This is a genomic window from Pseudomonas sp. Tri1 (genome assembly GCF_017968885.1).
Taxonomy (GTDB): domain Bacteria; phylum Pseudomonadota; class Gammaproteobacteria; order Pseudomonadales; family Pseudomonadaceae; genus Aquipseudomonas.
The window spans coordinates 107,330-128,670 of record NZ_CP072913.1 but is presented as its reverse complement, the minus strand read 5'-3'; the positions used below and the strand labels follow the sequence as shown (position 1 = coordinate 128,670).

Genomic DNA, 21,341 nt, shown 5'->3' with positions numbered 1-21,341 from the left:
TACATCTTTGATTTCTCGCGGAGTAACTTGTGATGCTGATAATCTGTTGACTAGCAGTCTGACTCCACAAGCACCCACACGAATTGCTTGATTCAGTTGTTAAAGAGCGGTTGGTTAAGAGCTTTCGTCTCAACCGAGGCGCGCATTCTACAGCGCCCGATGTATCTGTCAAGCGGTTATTTTAAGAAGTTTTCAAAGTTTCGCTTGGGAAACATCAACAACTTCAACCACTTGCGCCTCCGATCTCTCGTTAGCGGGAGGCGAATTCTACAGCGTTACTCGCTGCTGTCAACACCTCTTTTTCTCCGCTTTCGACCGAGAAGATCGAATCGCTGACAAGGCCAAACAAACACTGCCTTATCAACTGCTTCCTGGCTTCGATGAACTGAAGCCCGGCACCTTCAAAACATGGTTAACTCATTGAAACTCAAGGAGTTTTCCGTTTCGACTGCGCCGGAAGTGGGGCGAATTATAGACGTCCAGAATTTGCCGTCAACCCTTAATTACGCTTTTCTATCAATAAGTTGCGAGAACACCAGAAAACCGCCCCCCCCACCTTCTAAACGACTTCATCTATATAGAAGGAAGACTCAAAGGACCCCGGCCTCCCTCAAAGCCTTCACCGTGGCCTCATCCACCCCTAATACCCGCTGCAGCACCTCCAGCGTGTGCTCTCCTAATAAAGGAGGCGCGCTACGATACTCCACCGGCGTCTCGGACAAACGAATCGGGCTGGCCACCTGCGGTACTTTACCCGCCAGCGCGTGAGGCAATTCCATCGCCAACCCGCGAGCCTGCACCTGGGGGTCAGCAAACACCTGCGCCAGATCATTGATTGGTCCACAAGGCACACCGGCCTGCTCTAACTGAGCCACCCATTCAGCAGTAGTCTTGAAGACCGTCGCCTGACGAATCAACGGAATCAGGATCGCCCGATTCGCCACCCGCAGTTTGTTTGTCGCGAAACGAGGATCATCAGCCCACTGCGGCTGACCGGCCACCTCGGCAAACTTTCGGAACTGACCGTCATTCCCCACAGTAAGGATGAAGTCACCGTCAGCCGTAGGAAAGTCCTGGTAGGGCACGATGTTCGGATGAGCGTTACCGAGTCGTTTCGGCGCAGCACCTGTGGCCAGGTAGTTCATTGCCTGGTTGGCCAGGCAAGCCACCTGAACATCCAGCAAGGCCATATCGATATGCTGCCCACCGCCTGCGTGCTCGCGGTGAGCCAGCGCCGCCAGAATGGCAACAGTCGAATAAACACCTGTCAGAATATCCGTGAGCGCGACCCCGACTTTCACCGGCCCCGCCCCCTCATCTCCTTCAGGGCGCCCCGTAAGGCTCATCAGGCCTCCCAACCCCTGAATCATAAAGTCATACCCGGCGCGCTTGGCATAAGGACCAGTCTGGCCGAACCCGGTAATCGAGCAATAGATCAATTGCGGGTTGGCCGCCTTCAGCGAGTCGTAGTCCAGACCATAAGCCGCCAACCCGCCCACCTTGAAGTTCTCGATCAGGATGTCGGACTTGGCCGCCAGTTCCCGCACCAGCTTCTGCCCCTCGGGACGAGTGAAATCGATAGTCACCGATTGCTTGTTGCGATTGGCCGACAAGTAATACGCCGCCTCGGTCGTATTCTCGCCATAGGCATCCTTCAGGAAAGGCGGCCCCCAGGCGCGCGTATCGTCACCGCTGCCAGGACGCTCGACCTTGATAACCTCGGCCCCCAGGTCAGCCAGGATCTGTCCGGCCCAAGGCCCAGCCAGCACCCTCGATAAATCCAATACCCGCAGATGCGAAAGCGCGCCCATGCCGTCCTCCTATTAATAGAACGCCTGGATGCCGGTTTGCGCACGCCCAAGAATCAGCGCATGAACGTCGTGCGTGCCTTCGTAGGTATTCACTACTTCAAGGTTCACTAGATGGCGGGCGATGCCGAACTCATCGGATATACCGTTGCCGCCCAACATGTCCCGCGCCATGCGAGCAATATCCAGAGACTTGCCGCAGGAGTTGCGCTTCATGATCGAAGTGATTTCAACCGCAGCCGTACCCTCATCTTTCATGCGCCCCAGACGCAGACATCCTTGCAGGGCGAGGGTGATTTCGGTCTGCATGTCAGCCAGCTTCTTCTGGATCAACTGATTGGCGGCCAGAGGACGACCAAACTGCTGCCGGTCCAGCGTGTATTGGCGAGCGGTATGCCAGCAGAATTCAGCAGCACCCAAGGCCCCCCAGGAGATGCCGTAGCGCGCCGAATTCAGACAGGTGAACGGCCCCTTCAGGCCACGGACATCCGGGAAGATGTTTTCTTCCGGAACGAACACGTTATCCATGACGATCTCACCAGTGATCGAAGCTCGCAGGCCGACCTTGCCATGAATGGCCGGCGCACTCAGGCCTTTCCAACCCTTCTCGAGCACGAAGCCACGGATATCCCCCGCATCGTCCTTGCCCCAGACAACAAATACGTCGGCAATAGGACTGTTGGTGATCCACATCTTGCTACCCGTCAGGCTGTAACCGCCTTCGACCTTGCGCGCACGAGTAATCATCGCGCCCGGGTCGGACCCATGGTTTGGCTCGGTCAGGCCGAAGCAACCGATCCATTCACCGGAGGCCAGCTTCGGCAGATACTTTTGCTTTTGGGCCTCAGTGCCGAATTCATTGATCGGCACCATGACCAGCGAGGACTGCACGCTCATCATCGAGCGATAGCCTGAATCGACGCGCTCCACTTCTCGGGCGATCAGGCCATAGCTGACGTAGTTCAGCCCACTGCCACCGTATTGCTCGGGAATGGTAGCGCCCAGCAGCCCCACTTCACCCATTTCACGGAAGATGGCCGGGTCGGTTTTTTCATGACGGAACGCTTCCAGCACTCGCGGGGCCAGCTTCTGTTGGGCGAACTGCTCAGCAGTGTCGCGAATCATGCGCTCCTCTTCAGTGAGCTGCTGGTCCAGCAACAATGGATCGATCCAGTTGAAGCTCGCTTTACCGGCCATGAAAAGAGTCCTCGCCAATTAAATGAAAAAACGTGGATTGATCCTAGGCGTGCTTTCCTACAAGGGCAAACGAGGATTCCGCATAGTGTTGTGCTAATTTCTCACTCCGTAAACGTCGTAAACCCCGTTTATGCCAATATTGAGTGAGGCTTTCGTACATGCGTCGTAAAATCCCTAGCACCACCGCCCTGATCAGTTTTGAGGCTGCCGCACGTCACGAGAGCTTCACCAAGGCCGCGCAAGAGCTTTCTCTTACACAAGGAGCCATTTGCCGACAGATTGCCAGCCTGGAAGAGTTCCTCAGCGTGGAACTGTTCCGACGTTCACGACGCGGGGTCAAACTGACCGAAGCAGGTCTTTCCTACAGCCGCCGGGTTGCCACCCAACTGGACGCCGTGGAGCGCGATACCCTTTCGGTAATGGGACACACCGGCGCGAACGTCATCGAGCTGGCGGTGGTACCAACGTTCGGCACCCAATGGCTACTACCGCGCCTCAAGGATTTCCAGCAACAGCACCCAGAAGTCACCGTCAATCTGACCAACCGTACGCGCCCCTTCCTCTTTGCGGACACAGAGTTTGACGCCGCCATCTATTTTGGCGATGCGGACTGGTCCGGCACCCAATCCCACAAGCTGATGGGCGAAAATCCGATGCCGGTATGCAGTCCCACCTTACTAGGCGACCGGAAGAGTCTGACACCAGAGGCTATCGCCGAATTACCCTTGCTCCAGCAGACCACTCGCCCGTATGCATGGCGCCAGTGGTTCAACTCACAGAACTTGAACATTGCGCGAGACCTGACAGGCCCGCGTTATGAACTATTCTCCATGCTTGCTCAGGCGGCCATGCACGACATGGGGATCGCGTTGATCCCTCCCTTTTTGATTCAGCGCGAGCTGGCAGAGAAACGATTGGTCGTTGCCAACCGTAACGCGCTGTCGAGTATCAAGGCCTACTACTTGATGATTCCTGAGCGAAAGGTCGAATCTGCGTCTCTTCAGGCCTTTCGCGATTGGCTTGTACGACAGGCTATTAGCTATCAGCTTGATTAATAAGGAAAAATATATACCCGACTTAGGTAGTCAACTAACAAAAAACGCTACAGATATAAGTTTATGTCGCATTCAGTCAATCTGTTATGAAGTTAGTACCGTAGTCTCTAAAGCGTTTAAATGCATGGCTTTGAGCCATATCGCGCAGCGCATCAGGGCTTATTCATCTGGCCGATGGGAAGATGGGTCAATTCAGGCCTTAATCCTTGAAAAGCACGGCCTACAAGGGGTTCTAACCAACAATTGCGACATTCGGTCACAGGGTGACTTGTAGTTAATTTTCCGTCACCAGTCATAATCCCTTGAAGGGCTGAATTTTCGCCTGCAAAATGCCGCGCCCCGCCTGATTCGGCGGGATCGTGCTGATCGGCCGCCCCAGCCGCACCATCCGAAGTGCCTGGGTTTACTCAATAAGATCACGCAGGAGATTTGACGTGCACATTGGTGTTCCCCTCGAAACCCAAACGGGCGAAACACGGGTTGCTGCAACCCCGGAAACCATCAAGAAGCTGATCGGCCAAGGCCATAAAGTCACTGTTCAAAGCGGTGCCGGCATCAAGGCAAGCGTTGTTGACAGTGCCTATGAAGCTGCAGGTGCGACCATTGGCAGCGCCAATGACGCGTTTGGGGCCGAGCTGATCCTCAAGGTGGTCGCCCCCAGCGACAGCGAACTGGCGTTGATCAAGAGCGGCACCGTTCTGGTGGGCATGCTCAACCCGTTCAACAACGAAACCATCGCCAAGCTGGCCGAACGTGGCATAACCGCTTTCGCCCTTGAGGCCGCGCCCCGCACCTCCCGCGCCCAGAGCCTGGATGTGCTGTCTTCTCAAGCGAACATTGCCGGCTACAAAGCCGTGCTACTCGCCGCTCACTACTATCCACGCTTCATGCCGATGCTGATGACCGCTGCGGGCACCGTAAAAGCGGCGCGCGTGCTGATTCTCGGTGCCGGTGTGGCCGGGCTGCAGGCGATTGCTACGGCCAAGCGCCTGGGTGCAGTGATCGAGGCTTCGGACGTACGCCCGGCGGTGAAGGAACAAATCGAATCCCTCGGCGCCAAGTTCGTCGACGTGCCTTACGAAACCGACGAAGAGCGTGAATGCGCCGTCGGTGTCGGGGGTTACGCCCGGCCCATGCCTGCCAGCTGGATGCAGCGCCAGGCCCAAGCTGTGCACGAGCGCGCCAAGCAGGCTGACATCGTCATCACCACCGCGTTGATTCCGGGCCGCAAGGCCCCGACCTTGCTGAGTGCCGAAACCGTCGCGCAGATGAAACCCGGCTCGGTGGTCATCGACCTCGCGGCGGCCCAGGGCGGTAACTGCCCACTGACGGTAGCCGATCAGGTCGTGGTCGCGAATGGTGTGACCATTTGCGGTCCGACCAACCTGGCCGGCGAAGTCGCGGCCGATGCTTCGGCGCTGTACGCCCGCAACCTGCTGGACTTCCTGAAGCTGGTCTTCACCAAGGAAGGTCAGTTCGACGTGAACCTGGAAGACGACATCGTCGCCGCGTGCCTGATGTGCCGCGACGGCCAAGTCATCCGCAAAAACGCCTAAGCAGGGATTCAGACAATGGAAGAGCTTATCTCCCCCGGTATCTACAACCTGATCATCTTCGTGCTGGCGATTTATGTCGGTTACCACGTGGTCTGGAACGTCACACCCGCACTGCACACACCGTTGATGGCGGTGACCAACGCTATTTCGGCAATCGTGATCGTCGGCGCCATGCTCGCCGCCGCGCTGACCGTGACGCCGCTGGGCAAGACCATGGGCACCCTCGCCGTGGCCCTGGCCGCGGTGAACGTGTTCGGTGGCTTCCTCGTGACGCGCCGCATGCTTGAGATGTTCAAGAAAAAAGCCCCGAAAGCCGTAAAAGAAGAGGCGCCCAAGTAATGAGCATGAACCTGGTAACGACGCTCTACCTGATCGCGTCGATCTGCTTCATCCAGGCCCTCAAAGGCCTGTCGCATCCCACTACGTCCCGCCGAGGCAACCTGTTCGGCATGCTCGGCATGGCGCTGGCGGTGCTTACCACCGTGGGCCTCATTTATAAGCTAGGGGCTGAGCTGGCCACTGCCGGCATTGGCTATGTCATCGTCGGTCTGTTGGTCGGCGGCACCGCCGGTTCGATCATGGCCAAGCGTGTCGAGATGACCAAGATGCCGGAATTGGTTGCGTTCATGCACAGCATGATCGGCCTGGCCGCGGTGTTTATCGCGATTGCCGCCGTGGTCGAGCCGCAGTCCCTGGGCATCGTCAAGCAGTTGGGCGATTCGATTCCGGCCGGTAACCGTCTGGAGCTGTTCCTCGGCGCAGCTATCGGTGCTATCACCTTCTCCGGCTCAGTGATCGCCTTCGGCAAGCTGTCGGGCAAGTACAAGTTCCGCCTGTTCCAAGGCGCACCGGTACAGTTTGGCGGTCAGCACAAGCTCAACCTGATCCTTGGCCTTGCAACACTGGGCCTGGGCCTTACCTTCATGTTCACCGGTAATCTCGGCGCGTTCGCCTTGATGCTGGCCCTGGCGTTCGTACTGGGCGTGTTGATCATCATCCCGATCGGCGGCGCGGACATGCCGGTGGTGGTGTCGATGCTCAACAGTTATTCCGGTTGGGCCGCAGCGGGTATCGGCTTCTCACTGAACAACTCGATGCTGATCATTGCCGGTTCGCTGGTGGGTTCGAGCGGTGCGATCCTGTCGTACATCATGTGCAAGGCGATGAATCGTTCGTTCTTCAACGTGTTGCTCGGCGGCTTCGGCAACACCGCGGACGCCGCAGGCCCGGCAGGCTCCAAAGAAGCCCGTCCGGTGAAATCCGGTTCGGCTGATGACGCGACCTTCCTGCTGACCAACGCCGACACAGTGATCATCGTGCCGGGCTACGGCTTGGCGGTGGCGCGGGCGCAGCACGCGCTCAAGGAGTTGACCGAGAAGCTGACCCACCGCGGCGTCACCGTGAAGTACGCGATCCACCCGGTAGCGGGCCGCATGCCCGGCCATATGAACGTGCTGCTCGCCGAGGCCGAAGTACCTTACGACCAAGTGTTCGAAATGGAAGACATCAACTCCGAGTTCGGCCAGGCCGACGTGGTGCTGGTGCTCGGCGCCAACGACGTGGTCAACCCGGCGGCGAAGAACGATCCGAAATCGCCGATTGCCGGCATGCCGATCCTCGAAGCGTTCAAGGCCAAGACCATCATCGTCAACAAGCGCTCGATGGCCAGCGGTTATGCCGGCCTGGACAACGAGCTGTTCTATCTCGACAAGACCATGATGGTGTTCGGTGACGCCAAGAAGGTCATCGAAGACATGGTCAAAGCGGTGGAATAACGTTCACCGCTTCACCACTAGCGCCCCGACTTGTCGGGGCGTTTTGATTTGTATCAAGGCCGAACGTTACCGATCCGGTAATAATGTTTTGCCTGAAACGCCCGTAATAGACGCCCAAAATGCGACTTTTGTAGCGGGTCGGGCACGGCGCGAATTCAATAGACTGCGCATCTTGCTTCCAGCCCGAGATAATCCCCCATGTACCGTGATCGCATCCGCTTGCCCTCTTTGTTGAATAAAGTGATGAGTGCTGCCGAAGCAGCCTTGTTGATTCAGGACGGCATGACCGTCGGCATGAGTGGTTTTACCCGCGCCGGTGAAGCAAAAGCGGTACCCCACGCCTTGGCCGAGCGTGCCAAGATCACCCCGCTGAAAATCAGCCTGATGACCGGCGCGAGCCTGGGTAACGACCTGGACAAAGAGCTCACCGAAGCCGGTGTGCTGGCGCGACGCATGCCCTTCCAGGTCGACAGCACGCTGCGCAAGGCGATCAATGCAGGCGAGGTGATGTTCATTGACCAGCACCTCTCGGAAACCGTCGAACAAATGCGCAACGCCCAGCTCAAGCTGCCGGACATTGCAGTAATCGAAGCGGTGGCCATCACCGAACAGGGTCATATCGTGCCGACCACTTCTGTGGGTAATTCGGCCAGCTTTGCTATCTTCGCCAGGCAGGTGATCGTAGAAATCAACATGGCGCATAACCCTAACCTGGAAGGGTTGCACGACATCTATATCCCGACCTATCGCCCGACTCGTACGCCGATTCCCCTGGTAAAGGTCGATGACCGTATTGGCAGTTCCGCGATCCCGATCCCACCGGAAAAAATTGCCGCTATCGTCATCACCAACCAAGCCGATTCGCCTTCGACAGTTTTGCCACCGGATAGCGATACCCAGGCTATTGCTGATCATTTAATCGATTTCTTCAAGCAGGAAGTCGCGGCCGGGCGCATGACCAACAAACTCGGACCGTTGCAGGCCGGTATCGGCAATATCGCCAACGCCGTGATGTGCGGGCTGATCGAATCTCCGTTCGAAGACCTGACCATGTACTCCGAGGTACTGCAGGATTCCACGTTCGATCTGATCGACGCTGGCAAACTGAGCTTTGCCTCGGGCAGTTCCATCACGTTATCAGCTCGACGCAATGCCGATGTCTTCGGCAATCTGGAACGGTATAAGGATAAATTGGTCCTGCGTCCGCAGGAGATTTCCAACCATCCGGAGGTGGTACGCCGCCTGGGCATCATTGCCATCAATACAGCGTTGGAGTTCGACCTGTACGGCAACGTCAACTCCACCCATGTCTGCGGCACGCGGATGATGAACGGCATCGGCGGCTCGGGGGATTTCGCCCGTAATGCGCACCTGGCGATTTTTGTCACCAAGTCGATCGCCAAGGGCGGCGCAATTTCCAGTGTGGTGCCGATGGTCAGCCATGTGGACCATACCGAGCACGATGTCGACATCCTGGTGACCGAAATCGGTTTGGCCGACCTGCGAGGCCTAGCGCCACGGGAGCGGGCCCGAGTGGTCATCGATAACTGCGTGCATCCGTCTTACCGCCAGGCCTTGAGTGAGTATTTTGAAGCAGCGTGTGCCCTGGGCGGGCATACCCCGCACATCTTGCGCGATGCACTGAGTTGGCACCTTAACCTGGAGGAAACCGGGCGCATGTTGGCCGTCTGATACAGCTGGTTCACCGCTATGGCAAATACAGTTTTAGTTACCCTCTGCAATCTGACTCGGATGTGACAAAAACTGTACTGCTGTACCGGTGTTTTCTTACAGTCTTTTCTCACAAAATATGAATTATTACTCAAAAATGCACCATTATAGTGCCAATAGGTACAGTTGCCTCAATATCGACCAGTACACTGCTCTTTAACAGTTAACTGGTCTCTCACAATACAAGTGAACTGTATCTAGAGAGACTGGCCAAACGAGAGGAACATGGGCACCAGTAAACCACTACCTAATCCCGCCATAAGCGGAAGGATGTCAACCATGGAACGTACACTCAGTTCCGAGCTGTTTTTCGAAGACAAAGCTGAAAAAAACCAGGCTTCCCTGCCTCTTCGCGTTATTGCTAACCTGATGTTGTGGCAGCGCCGCATTGCCAGCCGCCATCAACTGGCTCGTCTGGATTCGCGTCTGCTGGCTGACGCCGGTATCAGCGAAGCACAACGCTACGAAGAGCTGAGCAAGCCGTTCTGGCGCTAACTCAGCGTCGCTGGCCCTGACCCACCGGGTCCACCGCCAGCACCGAATTGAACAAACAAGACCCGTCGTGGGAAACCACGACGGGTCTTGTCGTTTCCGGGTTTGATTCTCATATCAACAGCAAGAAAAAACAGTTTTACAAAAAATAAAAACCAACAGGTACAGTTGGCCTGCGCCGCGATAAAATCGCCTGCGGGGTATTGCAAGTGCTGCCAGCCGATTGCGTTCTGACCTAATATCGAACCCAACGTGGCGAAGCCAGTCGAGCATACGTCTTCTCTTCCAGTTACACGCCCCAGCCTCCCTCTCTATTCAAGGAGCTTCATCATGATCCGTCTTCGTTTGCTCAGCGCTGTCGCCCTACTGGCCGTAGCCGCCCATTCCAATGCCAGCAGCTTTATCGTCACCACCGACTCCATCGTGGGTGCGCTCAAGGCAACGTCCGACGCCACCTCGGACGCAACCTCGTCGTTGCGCGATAACAAAATCGTTCAGGCCGCCCGTGATGACGCTGCGAGCTTCGTCGCCAGCGAAGGCACCATCCGTGGTGTGAAGCTGGAAAGCGCCCTGGAGTACATCCGCCAACAAGCGCCGCAGCTCAACGCCACCGATGCGCAGCTGGCCCAAGCCATCCTGGTGATCTGATCCGAACATGAAACATCGGGTCGCCAATCGTGTTCCGATGTTTCAACACTGGCTCTGGGCCGGGAGTTTGCGCTAGCCTTCGGACTCGCCATCAACCGTCGAGTCTTATGCGTTTTTACTCAGATCTGTTCATCGCATTTTTCTTTAGCGCTGTTTGCTGGTCCATTCCGGCCCACGCCTTCGATGTGTCCACTCAACAAGTGGTGGTTAGCGGCTATGCCTCAAGCATGGTGACCTCCGCGCCCTTCGACCATAAACTGATCGTCGCCGCTCACGATGACGCTGCGGCATTCATCGCCAGTGACGGACAATTACGGGGGGCACAACTGGAGTCGGCCCTGGACTACCTGCGCCGGACCCAGCCAAAACTTCACGTCAACGACCTTGAACTGGCACAAGCAATTCTCGTCCAATAGTTATCTTTATTCTCCGGAGTCGTTCCATGCGTAGCCCGCTGATTGCTGCCACCTTAGGCCTGCTGTTGTTGGCCGATGTGGCCCAGGCACATACCCTGGTAGCCACCAGTAACATCATCGTTCGCGCTTCCCAGCGCACAATCGATTTCACGTCCGACACCACCACGTCCATCCGTGACTCGAAAATCGTCCGTGAAGCCCATGACGATGCGGCCAGTTTTGTCGCCAGCAACGGTGAGATTCGTGGCGCTCATCTTGAGGCCGCCTTCGACACCTTGCGCACCCGCGTGCCCGAAGCGCGCGATGCCAGTGACCAGGTTCTCGCCGAAGCCATCCTCGCACTGTGAGGCGGCTCGCCGCCTGGCTGGCGGCCGGGTTGGTGCTGCTCATGGGCGGCACCGCCCAGGCCGGCCTGCAACTGCACCTCAACGGCGACGGCTTGAGCCCGGCGCAGCAGCAGGCCAGCCAGGCACTGCTCGATGAAGCCATGCAGGCCCTGCCGCCACGCTTCATCGAGCGACTGGACCGGCGCATCGATGTCGGCTGGACTGACCAGATGCCTGCCAACGCCTACGGCCAGGCTTCATTGGTGTCGCAGCTGGACCTCAATAGCAACCTGCTCGACAGCCTCACCGATGGCAGCGCCGCCACGCAAAAGACCCACCGCCCCCATGGCACTGTGCGACGGGAAATGCTCGCCACGGTCCTGCATGAACTGACCCACATCTATGACCGTTCGCGCCTATGGCCAGACGCCGAGCGCGCGCTGATCCAGCGTTGCACCCGGCGCAACAGCAGCGCTGGGCTCATCGGTCTGCCGGATGAGTGCCGAGGCCAGAACGACCGCCGGTTCACCCTTAGCGATGACCCACGTTTGCTGGACCTCGCCGGTTGGCCGCAATACGTCGGCCGTCGCGGAGAGCGGGAACAGCATAACCGCCAGGTCGCCCGCAGCCCGGATCTCTACGAGACGAGCAGCCCCAAGGAGTTCGTCGCGGTCAACATGGAGTACTTTCTCCTCGACCCGAGCTACGCCTGCCGACGCCCCGCCCTGTATCGCTATTACCAGGAACACTTCGGCTGGGCACCTGCCGCCAAGGACACGTGTGCCAAGTCGTTCGCCTTCCTCAACGCCGGTAACGATTTCGCCAAGACGCCACTGGGCAAGGTTGACCCAGAACGGGTGTATGCCATCGATTACCTGCTAGCCGAAGCCAATCAGAACTGGGTCAGCCGCTGGGGCCACAGCATGCTCCGGCTGGTGATCTGCGCACCAGGTCGCCCGCGAGGACCAGACTGTCGGCTGGATCTGGATCAACACCTGGTGCTGTCGTATCGCGCCTTCGTGGGCGATGTGCAGTTGTCGAGCTGGGACGGACTGGTGGGCAAATACCCGTCACGCCTGTTCGTACTGCCGCTGGCCCAAGTGATCGACGAATACACCAAGACCGAGCTGCGCAGCCTGGCGTCGGTGCCACTGAATTTGTCGCGTACCGAGATCGAGGAAACCGTCGAGCACGCCGCCGAAATGCACTGGAGCTACGACGGCAACTATTACTTCCTATCCAACAACTGCGCGGTGGAAAGCTTGAAACTGCTGCGCAGCGGCAGCAATAACCAGCAACTCAAGGGCCTGGACAGCATCATGCCCAACGGCTTGCTGGAGGTACTCAAGGGTCGGGGCATGGCCGACACCAGCGTTCTGGATGATCCCAAGGAAGCCTTGCGGCTGGGCTACCGCTTCGACTCCTTCCGCGAGCGGTATCAGGCCATGTTCAATGTGCTGAAGAAGTACCTGCCCATCAAGCAACAAACAGTAGAAGACTGGCTGGCCCTGGACGCTGCCGAACGCCGCGTCTGGTTCGAACAAGCCGACCTGCGCACCAGCGCGGCATTGTTGCTGTTGGAACAAGCCAGCTATCGCCGGCAACTGCTGCTGGCTCAGGACGAGGTCAAACAGCGCTACCTCGGTGCCCGTGAATTGCAGAACGGCGGCATGGAAAGAGCCAACGCAACGCTGCAGCAGATCCTCGCCAACAGTGGTTTCCTCAGCCGCCCCGCCGAGTTGCTGGGCAGCAGCGGCTACGGGTTGCCACAACCTAGCGAGTGGCAACGACTGGAATCGGAAAGCAGCTCACGTCAGAAACAGCTGCAAACGCTGACTGGCGATCTGGATAAGGAAGTCCGGGCTTTGCTTGAGCCGAGCCGCGCCGCTGAGATTGCCGCCAGTGAGGCCAATGTCAAAGAGATCGGCGAGCATTTGCGCAAGCTGCACAAGGCCAGTGGAGGATTGGAGTTGCCTTGATGGCTCCTCTGACCTGTGTGTGGCGAGGGAGCCGCTCTTCGAGCACTTTGCACGCAACAAAAAGGGGTTCAGAACCAAGTTCTGAACCCCTTTTTGCAAGCCAGATGCAGATCAGCTGACACGTGCCTTGCGCACACCATCAGCCAGGGCGGCACACAAGCTCAACACGCCATCAATCGCCTGTTCCGACGTATCGGCATTGGCGATATGGTCGATCAGCGCCGAGCCCACCACCACGCCGTCGGCCAACCGGGCTATGGCAGCGGCCTGCTCCGGCGTACGAATGCCGAAACCGATACTGATCGGCAAATCGGTGTGACGACGCAGACGCGCCACGGCTTCTTCCACATGTTCCAGCGTCGCGGCGCCAGCGCCGGTGACACCCGCCACCGACACGTAATACACAAAGCCCGAACTGCCGTTGAGCACAGTCGGCAAACGCACGTCATCGGTGGTTGGCGTGGTCAGGCGGATGAAGTCCAGGCCGGCGGCCTGGGCCGGTTCACACAGTTCGCTGTTGTGCTCGGGCGGCATGTCCACAACGATCAGGCCATCCACACCAGAGTCCAGTGCCTCGCCAATGAATCGCTGCACGCCGTAGCGGTGGATTGGGTTGAAGTAGCCCATCAACACCAGCGGCGTCTCGGTATTGCCTTCACGGAACTGGCGAACCATCTGCAAGGTTTTCGCCAGGTTCTGCTGGGCACCCAGGGCGCGAATGTTCGCTAACTGGATTGCTGGGCCATCGGCCATCGGATCGGTGAACGGCATGCCCAACTCGATCACGTCGGCACCAGCCGCCGGCAGCCCCTTGAGGATTGCCAGCGAAGTGTCGTAGTCCGGGTCGCCAGCCGTGACGAAAGTCACCAGGGCGGCGCGGTTCTGTTCCTTGAGTTCGGCAAAACGGGTTTGCAGGCGGCTCATCAGTGTTTCTCCTGCTGGGACTGTTCCATGTGGTGCATCACGGTTTGCATGTCTTTGTCGCCGCGACCGGACAGGTTGACCACCATCAGGTGATCTTTGGGCAGGTTCGGTGCGCGCTTGAATACTTCAGCCAAGGCATGGGCGCTTTCCAGTGCAGGAATAATCCCTTCCAGGCGACAGCATTTGTGAAAGGCTTCCAGGGCTTCGGCGTCGGTGACCGAGGTGTATTGGACGCGGCCAATGTCGTGCAACCAGGCGTGTTCCGGGCCGATACCCGGGTAATCGAGGCCCGCGGAGATCGAATGGGCATCGATGATCTGACCATCTTCGTCCTGCAACAGGAAAGTGCGGTTGCCGTGCAGTACACCCGGGACCCCGCCGTTCAGGCTCGCCGCGTGTTTACCGGTCTCGATGCCATAACCTGCGGCTTCGACGCCGATGATTTCAACGCTCTTGTCGTCCAGGAATGGATGGAACAGGCCCATGGCGTTGGAGCCGCCACCGATGCATGCCACCAGGCTATCGGGCAGGCGACCTTCCTGGGCTTGCAGTTGAGTGCGGGTTTCCTTGCCGATCACGGCCTGGAAGTCGCGAACCATCGCCGGGTAAGGGTGCGGGCCAGCCACGGTGCCGATCAGGTAGAACGTGCTGTCGACGTTGGTGACCCAGTCACGCAAGGCCTCGTTCATTGCATCCTTCAGCGTGCCGGTGCCGGCGACCACCGGGATTACTTCGGCACCCAGCAGTTTCATGCGGAACACGTTGGCCTGCTGGCGCTCGATGTCGGTGGTGCCCATATAGATCACGCAATCCAGACCGAAACGTGCGGCCACGGTGGCGGTCGCCACGCCGTGCATGCCGGCCCCGGTCTCGGCGATGATGCGTTTTTTGCCCATGCGCCGCGCCAACAGGATCTGGCCGATGCAGTTGTTGATCTTGTGCGCGCCGGTGTGGTTGAGCTCTTCACGCTTGAGATAGATCTTGGCGCCGCCGCAGTATTCGGTCAGGCGCTCGGCGAAGTAGAGTGGGCTCGGACGTCCGACGTAGTCACGCTGGAAGTAGGCCAATTCTTCGAGGAACGCCGGATCTTCCTTCGCCACTTCGTATTCGCGGGCCAGGTCGAGGATCAGCGGCATGAGGGTTTCGGCCACATAGCGGCCACCGAACGCACCGAACAGGCCGTTCGCGTCGGGACCACTGCGCAGGTTGAAGGGGGTCGTAGACTGGGTCATCGGGCGCTCCAAGCGAATGCGTAGAAAGACAATGAGGGTCACTCTACCCCTGACATCCCGCGCTGAAAACCGATAAGATCGCCACAACCTGTCAGGAAAACTCACAGATCTCATGAGTCACGACCTTCCCCCGCTCAACGCCTTGCGCGCCTTCGAGGCCACCGCCCGCCTGAACAGCGTAAGTCAGGCGGCTGAACAGCTACACGTTACCCATGGTGCCGTCAGTCGACAATTGAAGGTGCTGGAAGAGCATCTGGGCGTTAGCCTGTTCATCAAGGAAGGTCGCGGCCTGAAACTCACAGATGCGGGCATGCGTTTGCGCGACGCCAGCGCCGACGCATTCGAACGCTTACGCTCCGTTTGCGCAGAACTGACGCAAAGCACGGCGGATGCTCCGTTCGTCCTGGGCTGCTCGGGCAGCCTGCTGGCGCGATGGTTCATTCCCCGCCTGGGCAGGCTCAATGCCGACCTGCCGGATTTGCGCTTGCACCTGTCTGCCGGCGAAGGCGACCTGGACCCTAGGCGACCTGGCCTGGATGCCTTGCTGCTGTTCGCCGAACCGCCCTGGCCGGCAGACATGCAAGTGTATGAACTGGTCAGCGAGCGGATCGGCCCGGTGATGAGCCCGCGCTACGCTGGGTTCGAGCGTCTGCAAAGCGCACCGGCCAGCGCAATCTTGGGCGAGGTGTTGCTACATACCGCGTCTCGCCCCCAGGCCTGGCCGACCTGGGCACGACAAAACGCCCTTGATCCCCAGGCACTGAAGTTCGGGCAGGGGTTCGAGCATTTGTATTATTTGCTGGAGGCGGCGGTTGCCGGGCTGGGCGTGGCCATCGCCCCCGAGCCGCTGGTGGCAGAAGATCTGCGGGCCGGTCGCCTGGTCGCGCCATGGGGTTTCGACGAAACCCCGGCGCGACTGGCGTTGTGGCTACCCAAGCGCGCCGCAGACGGTCGCGCCCGGCAATTGGCGCAATGGCTCAAGCATGAGCTGAGCCGATCAGCTCAGTCGCCGCGTTTGCACAACAAATAAGCGGCCAACAGACCCAGCGCCCCGACCGCGACACCGGCCGTGGTCCAAGGGTGTTCCTGAGCGTAGTCGCGCGTGGCGATCCCGGTTTCACGGGTTTTCACCTTGACCTCTTCATAGGCATCGCTCAGCAGATGACGAGAATGTTTCAGCGCGTTTTCAGCATTTGCCTTGAGCGACTTGAGGGTCTTACGCGACTCGTCCGACGCATCGTCCTTCAGGCTTTCCAACGACTTGAGCAGACTCTCGATCTCCGCTTCCATGCTTTGCAACGAGGCTTTACGTAACGAATTGCTGGCCATGGTGGCTCTCTCCTGCAGTGGTTGAGTGGCGTGTGTGAATTGGGACTGCGGTCGTTTCCGAAAGTGCAGTAAATCTGAACTTCAAAGCGCAAACGGCGCCACACGTAAGGCGAAAAATCGCTGCTAGGCTGTTAAAGACAACCAAGGAGAACCTCATGAGTGATCATCACACGTACAAAAAAGTAGAGCTGGTCGGCTCGTCTCCCACCAGCATCGAAGACGCCATCAACAACGCCCTGGCCGAAGCCAGCAAAAGCCTCAAGCACCTGGAATGGTTCGAAGTCACGGAAACCCGCGGACACATCGAAAACGGCCGGGCCGCGCACTTCCAGGTCACCCTCAAGGTCGGGTTCCGGATTGTGAATAGCTGAGGGACAGTGAACTTGCACGCTGGCGGAGTGCCATAGGGAATGGCTATGCGCTATGGTATGCGCATCATGCCTTTGCTATACCTGCCCTATTTGATCCGACCAAGGAGTGCGAGCGATGAAAAAGTTGATGGTGGCCCTGGGTTTGCTGAGCCTTGCGGGTGGTGCATTTGCGGCCGGTAAGCCCTGTGAGGAGCTGAAAAGCGAAATCGCAGCGAAGCTCGATGCCAAGGGCGTGTCAGGTTATTCGCTGGAAATTGTCGATAAAGGCGCAGCGACTGACGGAAAAGTCGTCGGTACCTGTGAGAGCGGTACGAAGGAAATCGTCTACAAGCGCGGCTGATCTGCGCGTACGTCAAAGCCGACGCAACGCGTCGGCTTTTTTATGCACGTCGTTCAGCCTTTCATGACCTGCGCCAAAAACTCATAAGAGTGCAAGCGATCGGCATGCTCATACAGGTCGCTGGTGAAAATGAGCTCGTCCGCCTGGGTTTGCTCGATCAGCACCTCCAGCTTGGCGCGGATCTTCTGCGGACCACCGACCATGGCCAAGCCAAGGAAATCGCCAACCGCTTCTTTCTCATGGGGCAGCCAGAGACCGTTCATGGATTCGACCGGCGGACGTTGCACCAGGCTCTGGCCGCGCATCAGTGCCAGGATCCGCTGATACACCGACGTCGCCAGGTAATCGGCCTGTTCATCGGTGTCCGCCGCTACCAGCGGCACGCCGAGCATCACATAAGGCTTGTCGAGCACCGCCGACGGCTTGAAGTGGTTGCGGTAAATGCGGATCGCCTCGTGCATATAGCGCGGTGCGAAATGCGAGGCGAAGGCGTAGGGCAAGCCACGTTCACCGGCCAATTGCGCACTGAACAGGCTAGAACCCAGTAGCCATACCGGCACGTTGGTGCCGGTGCCAGGCATGGCGATGATGCGTTGATCCGGGGTGCGCGGACCGAGATAGCGCATCAGCTCAGCCACGTCCTCGGGGAAATCGTCAGCACTGCCGGAGCGTTCGCGACGCAACGCCCGGGCCGTCATCTGGTCGGAGCCGGGTGCACGGCCCAGCCCCAGGTCGATTCGGCCGGGGTAAAGGCTTTCCAGAGTGCCGAACTGTTCGGCGATGATCAACGGCGCATGGTTGGGCAGCATCACCCCGCCGGAGCCGACGCGAATCGTCGAAGTGCCTCCCGCCAGATAGCCCAGCAGCACGGCGGTCGCGGAGCTGGCGATGCCATCCATGTTGTGGTGCTCGGCCACCCAGAAGCGGGTGTAGCCGTACTTTTCCACGTGCTGTGCCAGGTCCAGAGAATTACGCAAGGACTGGGCGGCGTTGCCGTCGGCGCGCACAGGCACCAGATCGAGGGTTGAGAATTTCACTTCGGACAGCTGTTTCATGGGCCGGGATCTCCAACGGCGTTCCGGGCTTTTCCTACGGGCAAAAGCCTGCCGTTTCTATAGGTGTGTTCCATGCAATGTGGGCATATACCCGAGTTTCAATAGCAGCAGCGAATTTTCCTACTAAATCGGTCGGCTAATCGACAGGATGAACTTTATTGGGCGGTCTATCCTCACAACCCTGACAACGAAAAACACCCAGGCGCGAACCTCGCGCCGGATATTGAGGAGGCAGACATGGCTATCATCAAGAAAGCATCGGCTCACTGGGAAGGCGACCTGAAAACCGGCATCGGTTCCATCTCCACGGAAACCGGCGTGTTGCGCGAAGCACCCTATGGTTTCAAGGCCCGCTTCGAGGGTGGCAAGGGGACCAACCCTGAAGAACTGATCGGCGCGGCCCATGCCGGCTGCTTTTCCATGGCATTTTCAATGATCCTCGGCGATGCCGGGCTCAAGGCCGACAGTATCGACACCAACGCCGAAGTGACTCTGGATCAGGTCGATGGCGGTTTTGCGATTACGGCGGTGAAGCTGGTACTGAAGGCGAAAATCCCTGGCGCCACCCAGGCACAATTCGACGCGCTGAGCACAAAGGCCAAGGAAGGTTGCCCGGTTTCCAAGGTGCTGAATGCAAGGATCACATTGGATGCGACACTGGTGAGCTGAGGCGTTGAAGGGATCGCAGCCTTTGCAGGCATTGCTGAAGGCTGCGATTTTTCCGAGGATGGGCGATCTGTTTCCACTGACGCAATTGTGGTCGAATGCACACCTGCAGTTTCAGCGCATAGGCAGTGCGCGCTGCAATGAGGAATTCGTACATGAAACGATTTGCCCTGGTAGTCATCGGTTGTGCATTCGCTACATCAGCCCTTGCGGCGCCCAAATCCTGTGAGGAACTGAAAGCGGAAATCGAAGCGAAGATTCAGGCAAATAACGTGTCGTCCTACACGCTGGAAATCGTCACCAACGACGAGGTCCACGACCAGAACATGGTGGTGGGCAGTTGCGAGAACGGTACGAAGAAAATCATTTACCAGAAGAACGATGGTTAAGAAACGCTACGGAATGCAGTGGTCTTGACGATCTTCGGCAACAATTTCTCGCTTGGCATTATAGAGCCGGGCACTGGGGGTGAACGCCAGGTTGCGCGCCTCCAGGCGATAGCGCTGGCCGGCCTCGAAATGATCGTATCGCACGGTCAGGTAGCACAGTCGTTCTTGAGGCTCGCTTAGCATTCCCAGCCCCCCACCGCCAAAAACCTCGAAGTCAAAACGCACTTCCAATTCATGACTGCCCGGCGAAACCTGGAAGAAGCGTCCGTCCCGCAATCGTTGGCCATCCAGTTTTTCAGCCATTAACACCTTGCCGCCCGGCGCAGGTGTCGCGAAATCGACCCAGGCCATGTTCGGATCGACCGAGGGTAGCGGGCTCGATGCGCAACCGCCCATAGAGACGAGAGCCAGTAACAGCATGTGTAGGCGCATGGTGTGCTTCCTGAAATTCAGGCCATGAGCATAACGCCGATCAGCTTTGCTGGCAGCCCGCCGGTGTACCTTGCCCGACCACTTTGCGCTGTTGATCGTATAGCTTGGCCCATGGCCGGAACCCGATGCTGCCGGCCTGCAACTGGTAGCGCTGGCCGGCGTTAAAGTCCTTGAACTTCACGTTCAACCGGCAATCGCGCCAAAGCGGCTCGGCATCCGGGCCAATGTTGCCGGGGTCGACGGCAAACTGATAGCGCACCGTGAGCTCATGGCTGCCGGGCTGCACTTCAAAATAACGTCGGTCCACGGATGTTTTGTCATCGACTTCCAGCGCTTGCAGGGCGGTGTCCTGATGGTTTCCCAGGTCGATCCAAGCTTGGGATGGATCAGGGTCAGGCAAACCGGCACAACCGGTCAGCAGCAACAGGCCACTCGTCAGCATCAACACGCGCATAGCGAAGCTCCAGGCAGGCGAGATAGTCTTGTGGGCAGACTTTCCCAGGGTGATTCCAATTGATCAGGCCACGTTCAAGCCATCGGTTACTCGACCGTGTTTTCCGGATTTTGTTTCCAGGCCTCCTGCTTTTGTCACTCAACGGTTGTGCAAGCGTCGGTTACTACAGTCAGCTCGCTAGCGGGCAACTGCGACTGTTGCAGGCCCGCGAGCCGATTGACCAAGTGATTGCCGACCCCGCCCGCGATCCCAAATTGCGCGCTCATCTGGCCCAGGCCCGCAAAGCCCGAACATTCGCCAGTGCGCACCTGCACCTGCCGGACAATAGAAGCTACCGCCTGTATGCGGACATTGGCCGCCCCTTCGTCGTCTGGAATGTCTTCGCCACGCCAGAGTTTTCCCTGGCACCGCAAAACCACTGCTTCCCGATTGCCGGTTGCGTGGCGTATCGCGGCTACTACAGCCAGGGCGCCGCCCGTGGCGAGGCCGCGTTGCAGCGCTTGCAGGGCATGGATGTGTCGATAGGCGGCGTAGAGGCTTATTCGACGCTGGGCTGGTTCAACGACCCGATCCTGAGTTCGATGATGCATTGGGGCGACGAACGCCTGGCGACGCTGATCTTTCATGAACTGGCGCACCAGCGGTTCTATGTAAAGGACGACACTGAATTCAACGAATCCTTCGCCACCTTCGTCGAACAGGAGGGCACCCGGCAATGGCGCGCCAGCCGCGGGCTAGCGCCGGATAACGGCAAACAGCTGCGCCAGCGTGACCAGTTCATCCAACTGATCCTCGACACCCGCCAGCGCCTGGAAAAGCTCTACACCCTGCCCCTGCCGGCCGAACAGATGCGCCAACGCAAAGCAGAGGAATTCGACCGCCTGCGCGCCGACTATCAGCAACTGCGCGACAGCCAGTGGGCAGGCGACAAGCGCTATGACGCCTGGGTCTATGCGCCACTGAACAATGCACGGTTATTACCGTTTGGTTTGTATGACCAGTGGGTGCCGGCGTTTGCGGCGCTGTTCCAGCAAGAGCGCAAGGACTGGACTGCGTTTTATGCCGCTGTGGAAAAGCTAGGCAAGTTGCCTGCTGATGAGCGCAAAGCGGCATTGAAGGCGCTGGCAGAATCGAAGACGTCCGTTGACTGAACCGGCCTCATCGCG

The 21,341-nt window shown here is 58.5% G+C and carries 24 protein-coding genes; 16 read left to right on the top strand and 8 right to left on the bottom strand.

Annotated elements, in window-relative coordinates:
- Positions 1-590: 590 nt before the first annotated feature.
- Positions 591-1,811: a CaiB/BaiF CoA-transferase family protein gene (locus tag J9870_RS00610; RefSeq protein ID WP_210642248.1), complete on the bottom strand. Its 1,221-nt coding sequence runs from the start codon at positions 1,809-1,811 to the stop codon at positions 591-593.
- A 12-nt stretch (positions 1,812-1,823) separates the two neighbouring features.
- Positions 1,824-3,005: an acyl-CoA dehydrogenase gene (locus J9870_RS00605; protein WP_014335919.1), complete on the bottom strand. Its 1,182-nt coding sequence runs from the start codon at positions 3,003-3,005 to the stop codon at positions 1,824-1,826.
- 158 nt (positions 3,006-3,163) lie between these two features.
- On the opposite strand from J9870_RS00605, the gene J9870_RS00600 reads away from it, so the two are divergent.
- The 10 genes from J9870_RS00600 (at position 3,164) to J9870_RS00555 (ending at position 12,983) form a co-directional block, all read left to right on the top strand.
- Positions 3,164-4,060: a LysR family transcriptional regulator gene (locus J9870_RS00600; protein ID WP_210642247.1), complete on the top strand. Its 897-nt coding sequence runs from the start codon at positions 3,164-3,166 to the stop codon at positions 4,058-4,060.
- A 434-nt stretch (positions 4,061-4,494) separates the two neighbouring features.
- Positions 4,495-5,616: a Re/Si-specific NAD(P)(+) transhydrogenase subunit alpha gene (locus tag J9870_RS00595; protein ID WP_210642246.1), complete on the top strand. Its 1,122-nt coding sequence runs from the start codon at positions 4,495-4,497 to the stop codon at positions 5,614-5,616.
- 15 nt (positions 5,617-5,631) lie between these two features.
- Positions 5,632-5,955 (top strand): NAD(P) transhydrogenase subunit alpha, encoded by a 324-nt coding sequence (locus J9870_RS00590; RefSeq protein WP_003187010.1) that lies wholly within the window; start codon positions 5,632-5,634, stop codon positions 5,953-5,955.
- Positions 5,955-7,391 (top strand): NAD(P)(+) transhydrogenase (Re/Si-specific) subunit beta, encoded by a 1,437-nt coding sequence (locus tag J9870_RS00585; protein ID WP_186644832.1) that lies wholly within the window; start codon positions 5,955-5,957, stop codon positions 7,389-7,391. Before J9870_RS00590 ends, J9870_RS00585 begins: the two co-directional genes overlap by 1 nt.
- A 198-nt stretch (positions 7,392-7,589) precedes the next feature.
- The gene (locus J9870_RS00580) at positions 7,590-9,083 is read left to right on the top strand and encodes an acetyl-CoA hydrolase/transferase family protein (RefSeq protein ID WP_210642245.1); all 1,494 of its coding nucleotides are present in this window, start codon (positions 7,590-7,592) and stop codon (positions 9,081-9,083) included.
- A 318-nt stretch (positions 9,084-9,401) separates the two neighbouring features.
- On the top strand, positions 9,402-9,617 hold the full coding sequence (locus J9870_RS00575) for a DUF1127 domain-containing protein (RefSeq protein WP_003187014.1): 216 nt from the start codon (positions 9,402-9,404) through the stop codon (positions 9,615-9,617).
- 327 nt (positions 9,618-9,944) lie between these two features.
- Entirely contained in the window at positions 9,945-10,262 is a 318-nt protein-coding gene (locus J9870_RS00570; protein ID WP_210642244.1) for a DUF2388 domain-containing protein, read from the top strand.
- 107 nt (positions 10,263-10,369) lie between these two features.
- Complete coding sequence (locus J9870_RS00565) at positions 10,370-10,678, top strand: DUF2388 domain-containing protein (RefSeq protein WP_210642243.1); 309 nt, start codon at positions 10,370-10,372, stop codon at positions 10,676-10,678.
- Positions 10,679-10,704: 26 nt separating this feature from the next.
- Complete coding sequence (locus J9870_RS00560; RefSeq protein ID WP_025216193.1) at positions 10,705-11,025, top strand: DUF2388 domain-containing protein; 321 nt, start codon at positions 10,705-10,707, stop codon at positions 11,023-11,025.
- A complete protein-coding gene (locus J9870_RS00555) occupies positions 11,022-12,983 on the top strand; it encodes a DUF4105 domain-containing protein (protein WP_210642242.1) in 1,962 nt (653 codons plus the stop codon). Before J9870_RS00560 ends, J9870_RS00555 begins: the two co-directional genes overlap by 4 nt.
- Positions 12,984-13,094: 111 nt before the next feature.
- Here the strand turns inward: J9870_RS00555 and trpA are convergent, their stop codons facing one another.
- Both trpA and trpB read right to left on the bottom strand, forming a co-directional pair.
- Complete coding sequence (trpA, locus tag J9870_RS00550) at positions 13,095-13,907, bottom strand: tryptophan synthase subunit alpha (RefSeq protein ID WP_210642241.1); 813 nt, start codon at positions 13,905-13,907, stop codon at positions 13,095-13,097.
- The gene (gene trpB / locus J9870_RS00545) at positions 13,907-15,139 is read right to left on the bottom strand and encodes a tryptophan synthase subunit beta (RefSeq protein WP_210642240.1); all 1,233 of its coding nucleotides are present in this window, start codon (positions 15,137-15,139) and stop codon (positions 13,907-13,909) included. The genes trpA and trpB overlap by 1 nt, the downstream gene beginning before the upstream one ends.
- 112 nt (positions 15,140-15,251) lie before the next feature.
- Here trpB and J9870_RS00540 point away from each other — a divergent pair, with 112 nt between their 5' ends.
- Positions 15,252-16,169 carry a LysR family transcriptional regulator gene (locus tag J9870_RS00540; RefSeq protein ID WP_210642239.1) on the top strand — a complete coding sequence of 306 codons (918 nt, stop codon included), beginning with the start codon at positions 15,252-15,254 and terminating at the stop codon, positions 16,167-16,169.
- Here the strand turns inward: J9870_RS00540 and J9870_RS00535 are convergent.
- The gene (locus J9870_RS00535) at positions 16,142-16,468 is read right to left on the bottom strand and encodes a DUF883 family protein (protein ID WP_003196426.1); all 327 of its coding nucleotides are present in this window, start codon (positions 16,466-16,468) and stop codon (positions 16,142-16,144) included. The two genes, J9870_RS00540 and J9870_RS00535, sit on opposite strands and share 28 nt — an antisense overlap.
- 155 nt (positions 16,469-16,623) lie before the next feature.
- Here J9870_RS00535 and J9870_RS00530 point away from each other — a divergent pair, with 155 nt between their 5' ends.
- Positions 16,624-16,839 (top strand): dodecin, encoded by a 216-nt coding sequence (locus tag J9870_RS00530; RefSeq protein WP_003196424.1) that lies wholly within the window; start codon positions 16,624-16,626, stop codon positions 16,837-16,839.
- Positions 16,840-16,954: 115 nt separating this feature from the next.
- On the top strand, positions 16,955-17,179 hold the full coding sequence (locus J9870_RS00525; RefSeq protein WP_210642238.1) for a DUF1161 domain-containing protein: 225 nt from the start codon (positions 16,955-16,957) through the stop codon (positions 17,177-17,179).
- A 53-nt stretch (positions 17,180-17,232) separates the two neighbouring features.
- Here J9870_RS00525 and J9870_RS00520 read toward each other — a convergent pair whose 3' ends face one another.
- Positions 17,233-18,234, bottom strand: a complete 1,002-nt coding sequence (locus tag J9870_RS00520) for an LLM class flavin-dependent oxidoreductase (RefSeq protein ID WP_210642237.1) — start codon at positions 18,232-18,234, stop codon at positions 17,233-17,235.
- Positions 18,235-18,471: 237 nt separating this feature from the next.
- Here J9870_RS00520 and J9870_RS00515 point away from each other — a divergent pair, with 237 nt between their 5' ends.
- Positions 18,472-18,903, top strand: coding sequence for an OsmC family protein (locus J9870_RS00515; protein ID WP_210642236.1), 432 nt, complete (start codon positions 18,472-18,474; stop codon positions 18,901-18,903).
- A 152-nt stretch (positions 18,904-19,055) separates the two neighbouring features.
- Positions 19,056-19,289, top strand: a complete 234-nt coding sequence (locus tag J9870_RS00510; protein ID WP_210642235.1) for a DUF1161 domain-containing protein — start codon at positions 19,056-19,058, stop codon at positions 19,287-19,289.
- Positions 19,290-19,295: 6 nt separating this feature from the next.
- Here J9870_RS00510 and J9870_RS00505 read toward each other — a convergent pair whose 3' ends face one another.
- Both J9870_RS00505 and J9870_RS00500 read right to left on the bottom strand, forming a co-directional pair.
- Complete coding sequence (locus J9870_RS00505; protein ID WP_210642234.1) at positions 19,296-19,721, bottom strand: hypothetical protein; 426 nt, start codon at positions 19,719-19,721, stop codon at positions 19,296-19,298.
- 40 nt (positions 19,722-19,761) lie between these two features.
- A complete protein-coding gene (locus J9870_RS00500; RefSeq protein WP_210642233.1) occupies positions 19,762-20,175 on the bottom strand; it encodes a hypothetical protein in 414 nt (137 codons plus the stop codon).
- A gap of 59 nt (positions 20,176-20,234) precedes the next feature.
- On the opposite strand from J9870_RS00500, the gene J9870_RS00495 reads away from it, so the two are divergent.
- Positions 20,235-21,326, top strand: coding sequence for an aminopeptidase (locus J9870_RS00495; protein WP_210642232.1), 1,092 nt, complete (start codon positions 20,235-20,237; stop codon positions 21,324-21,326).
- Positions 21,327-21,341: the final 15 nt, after the last annotated feature.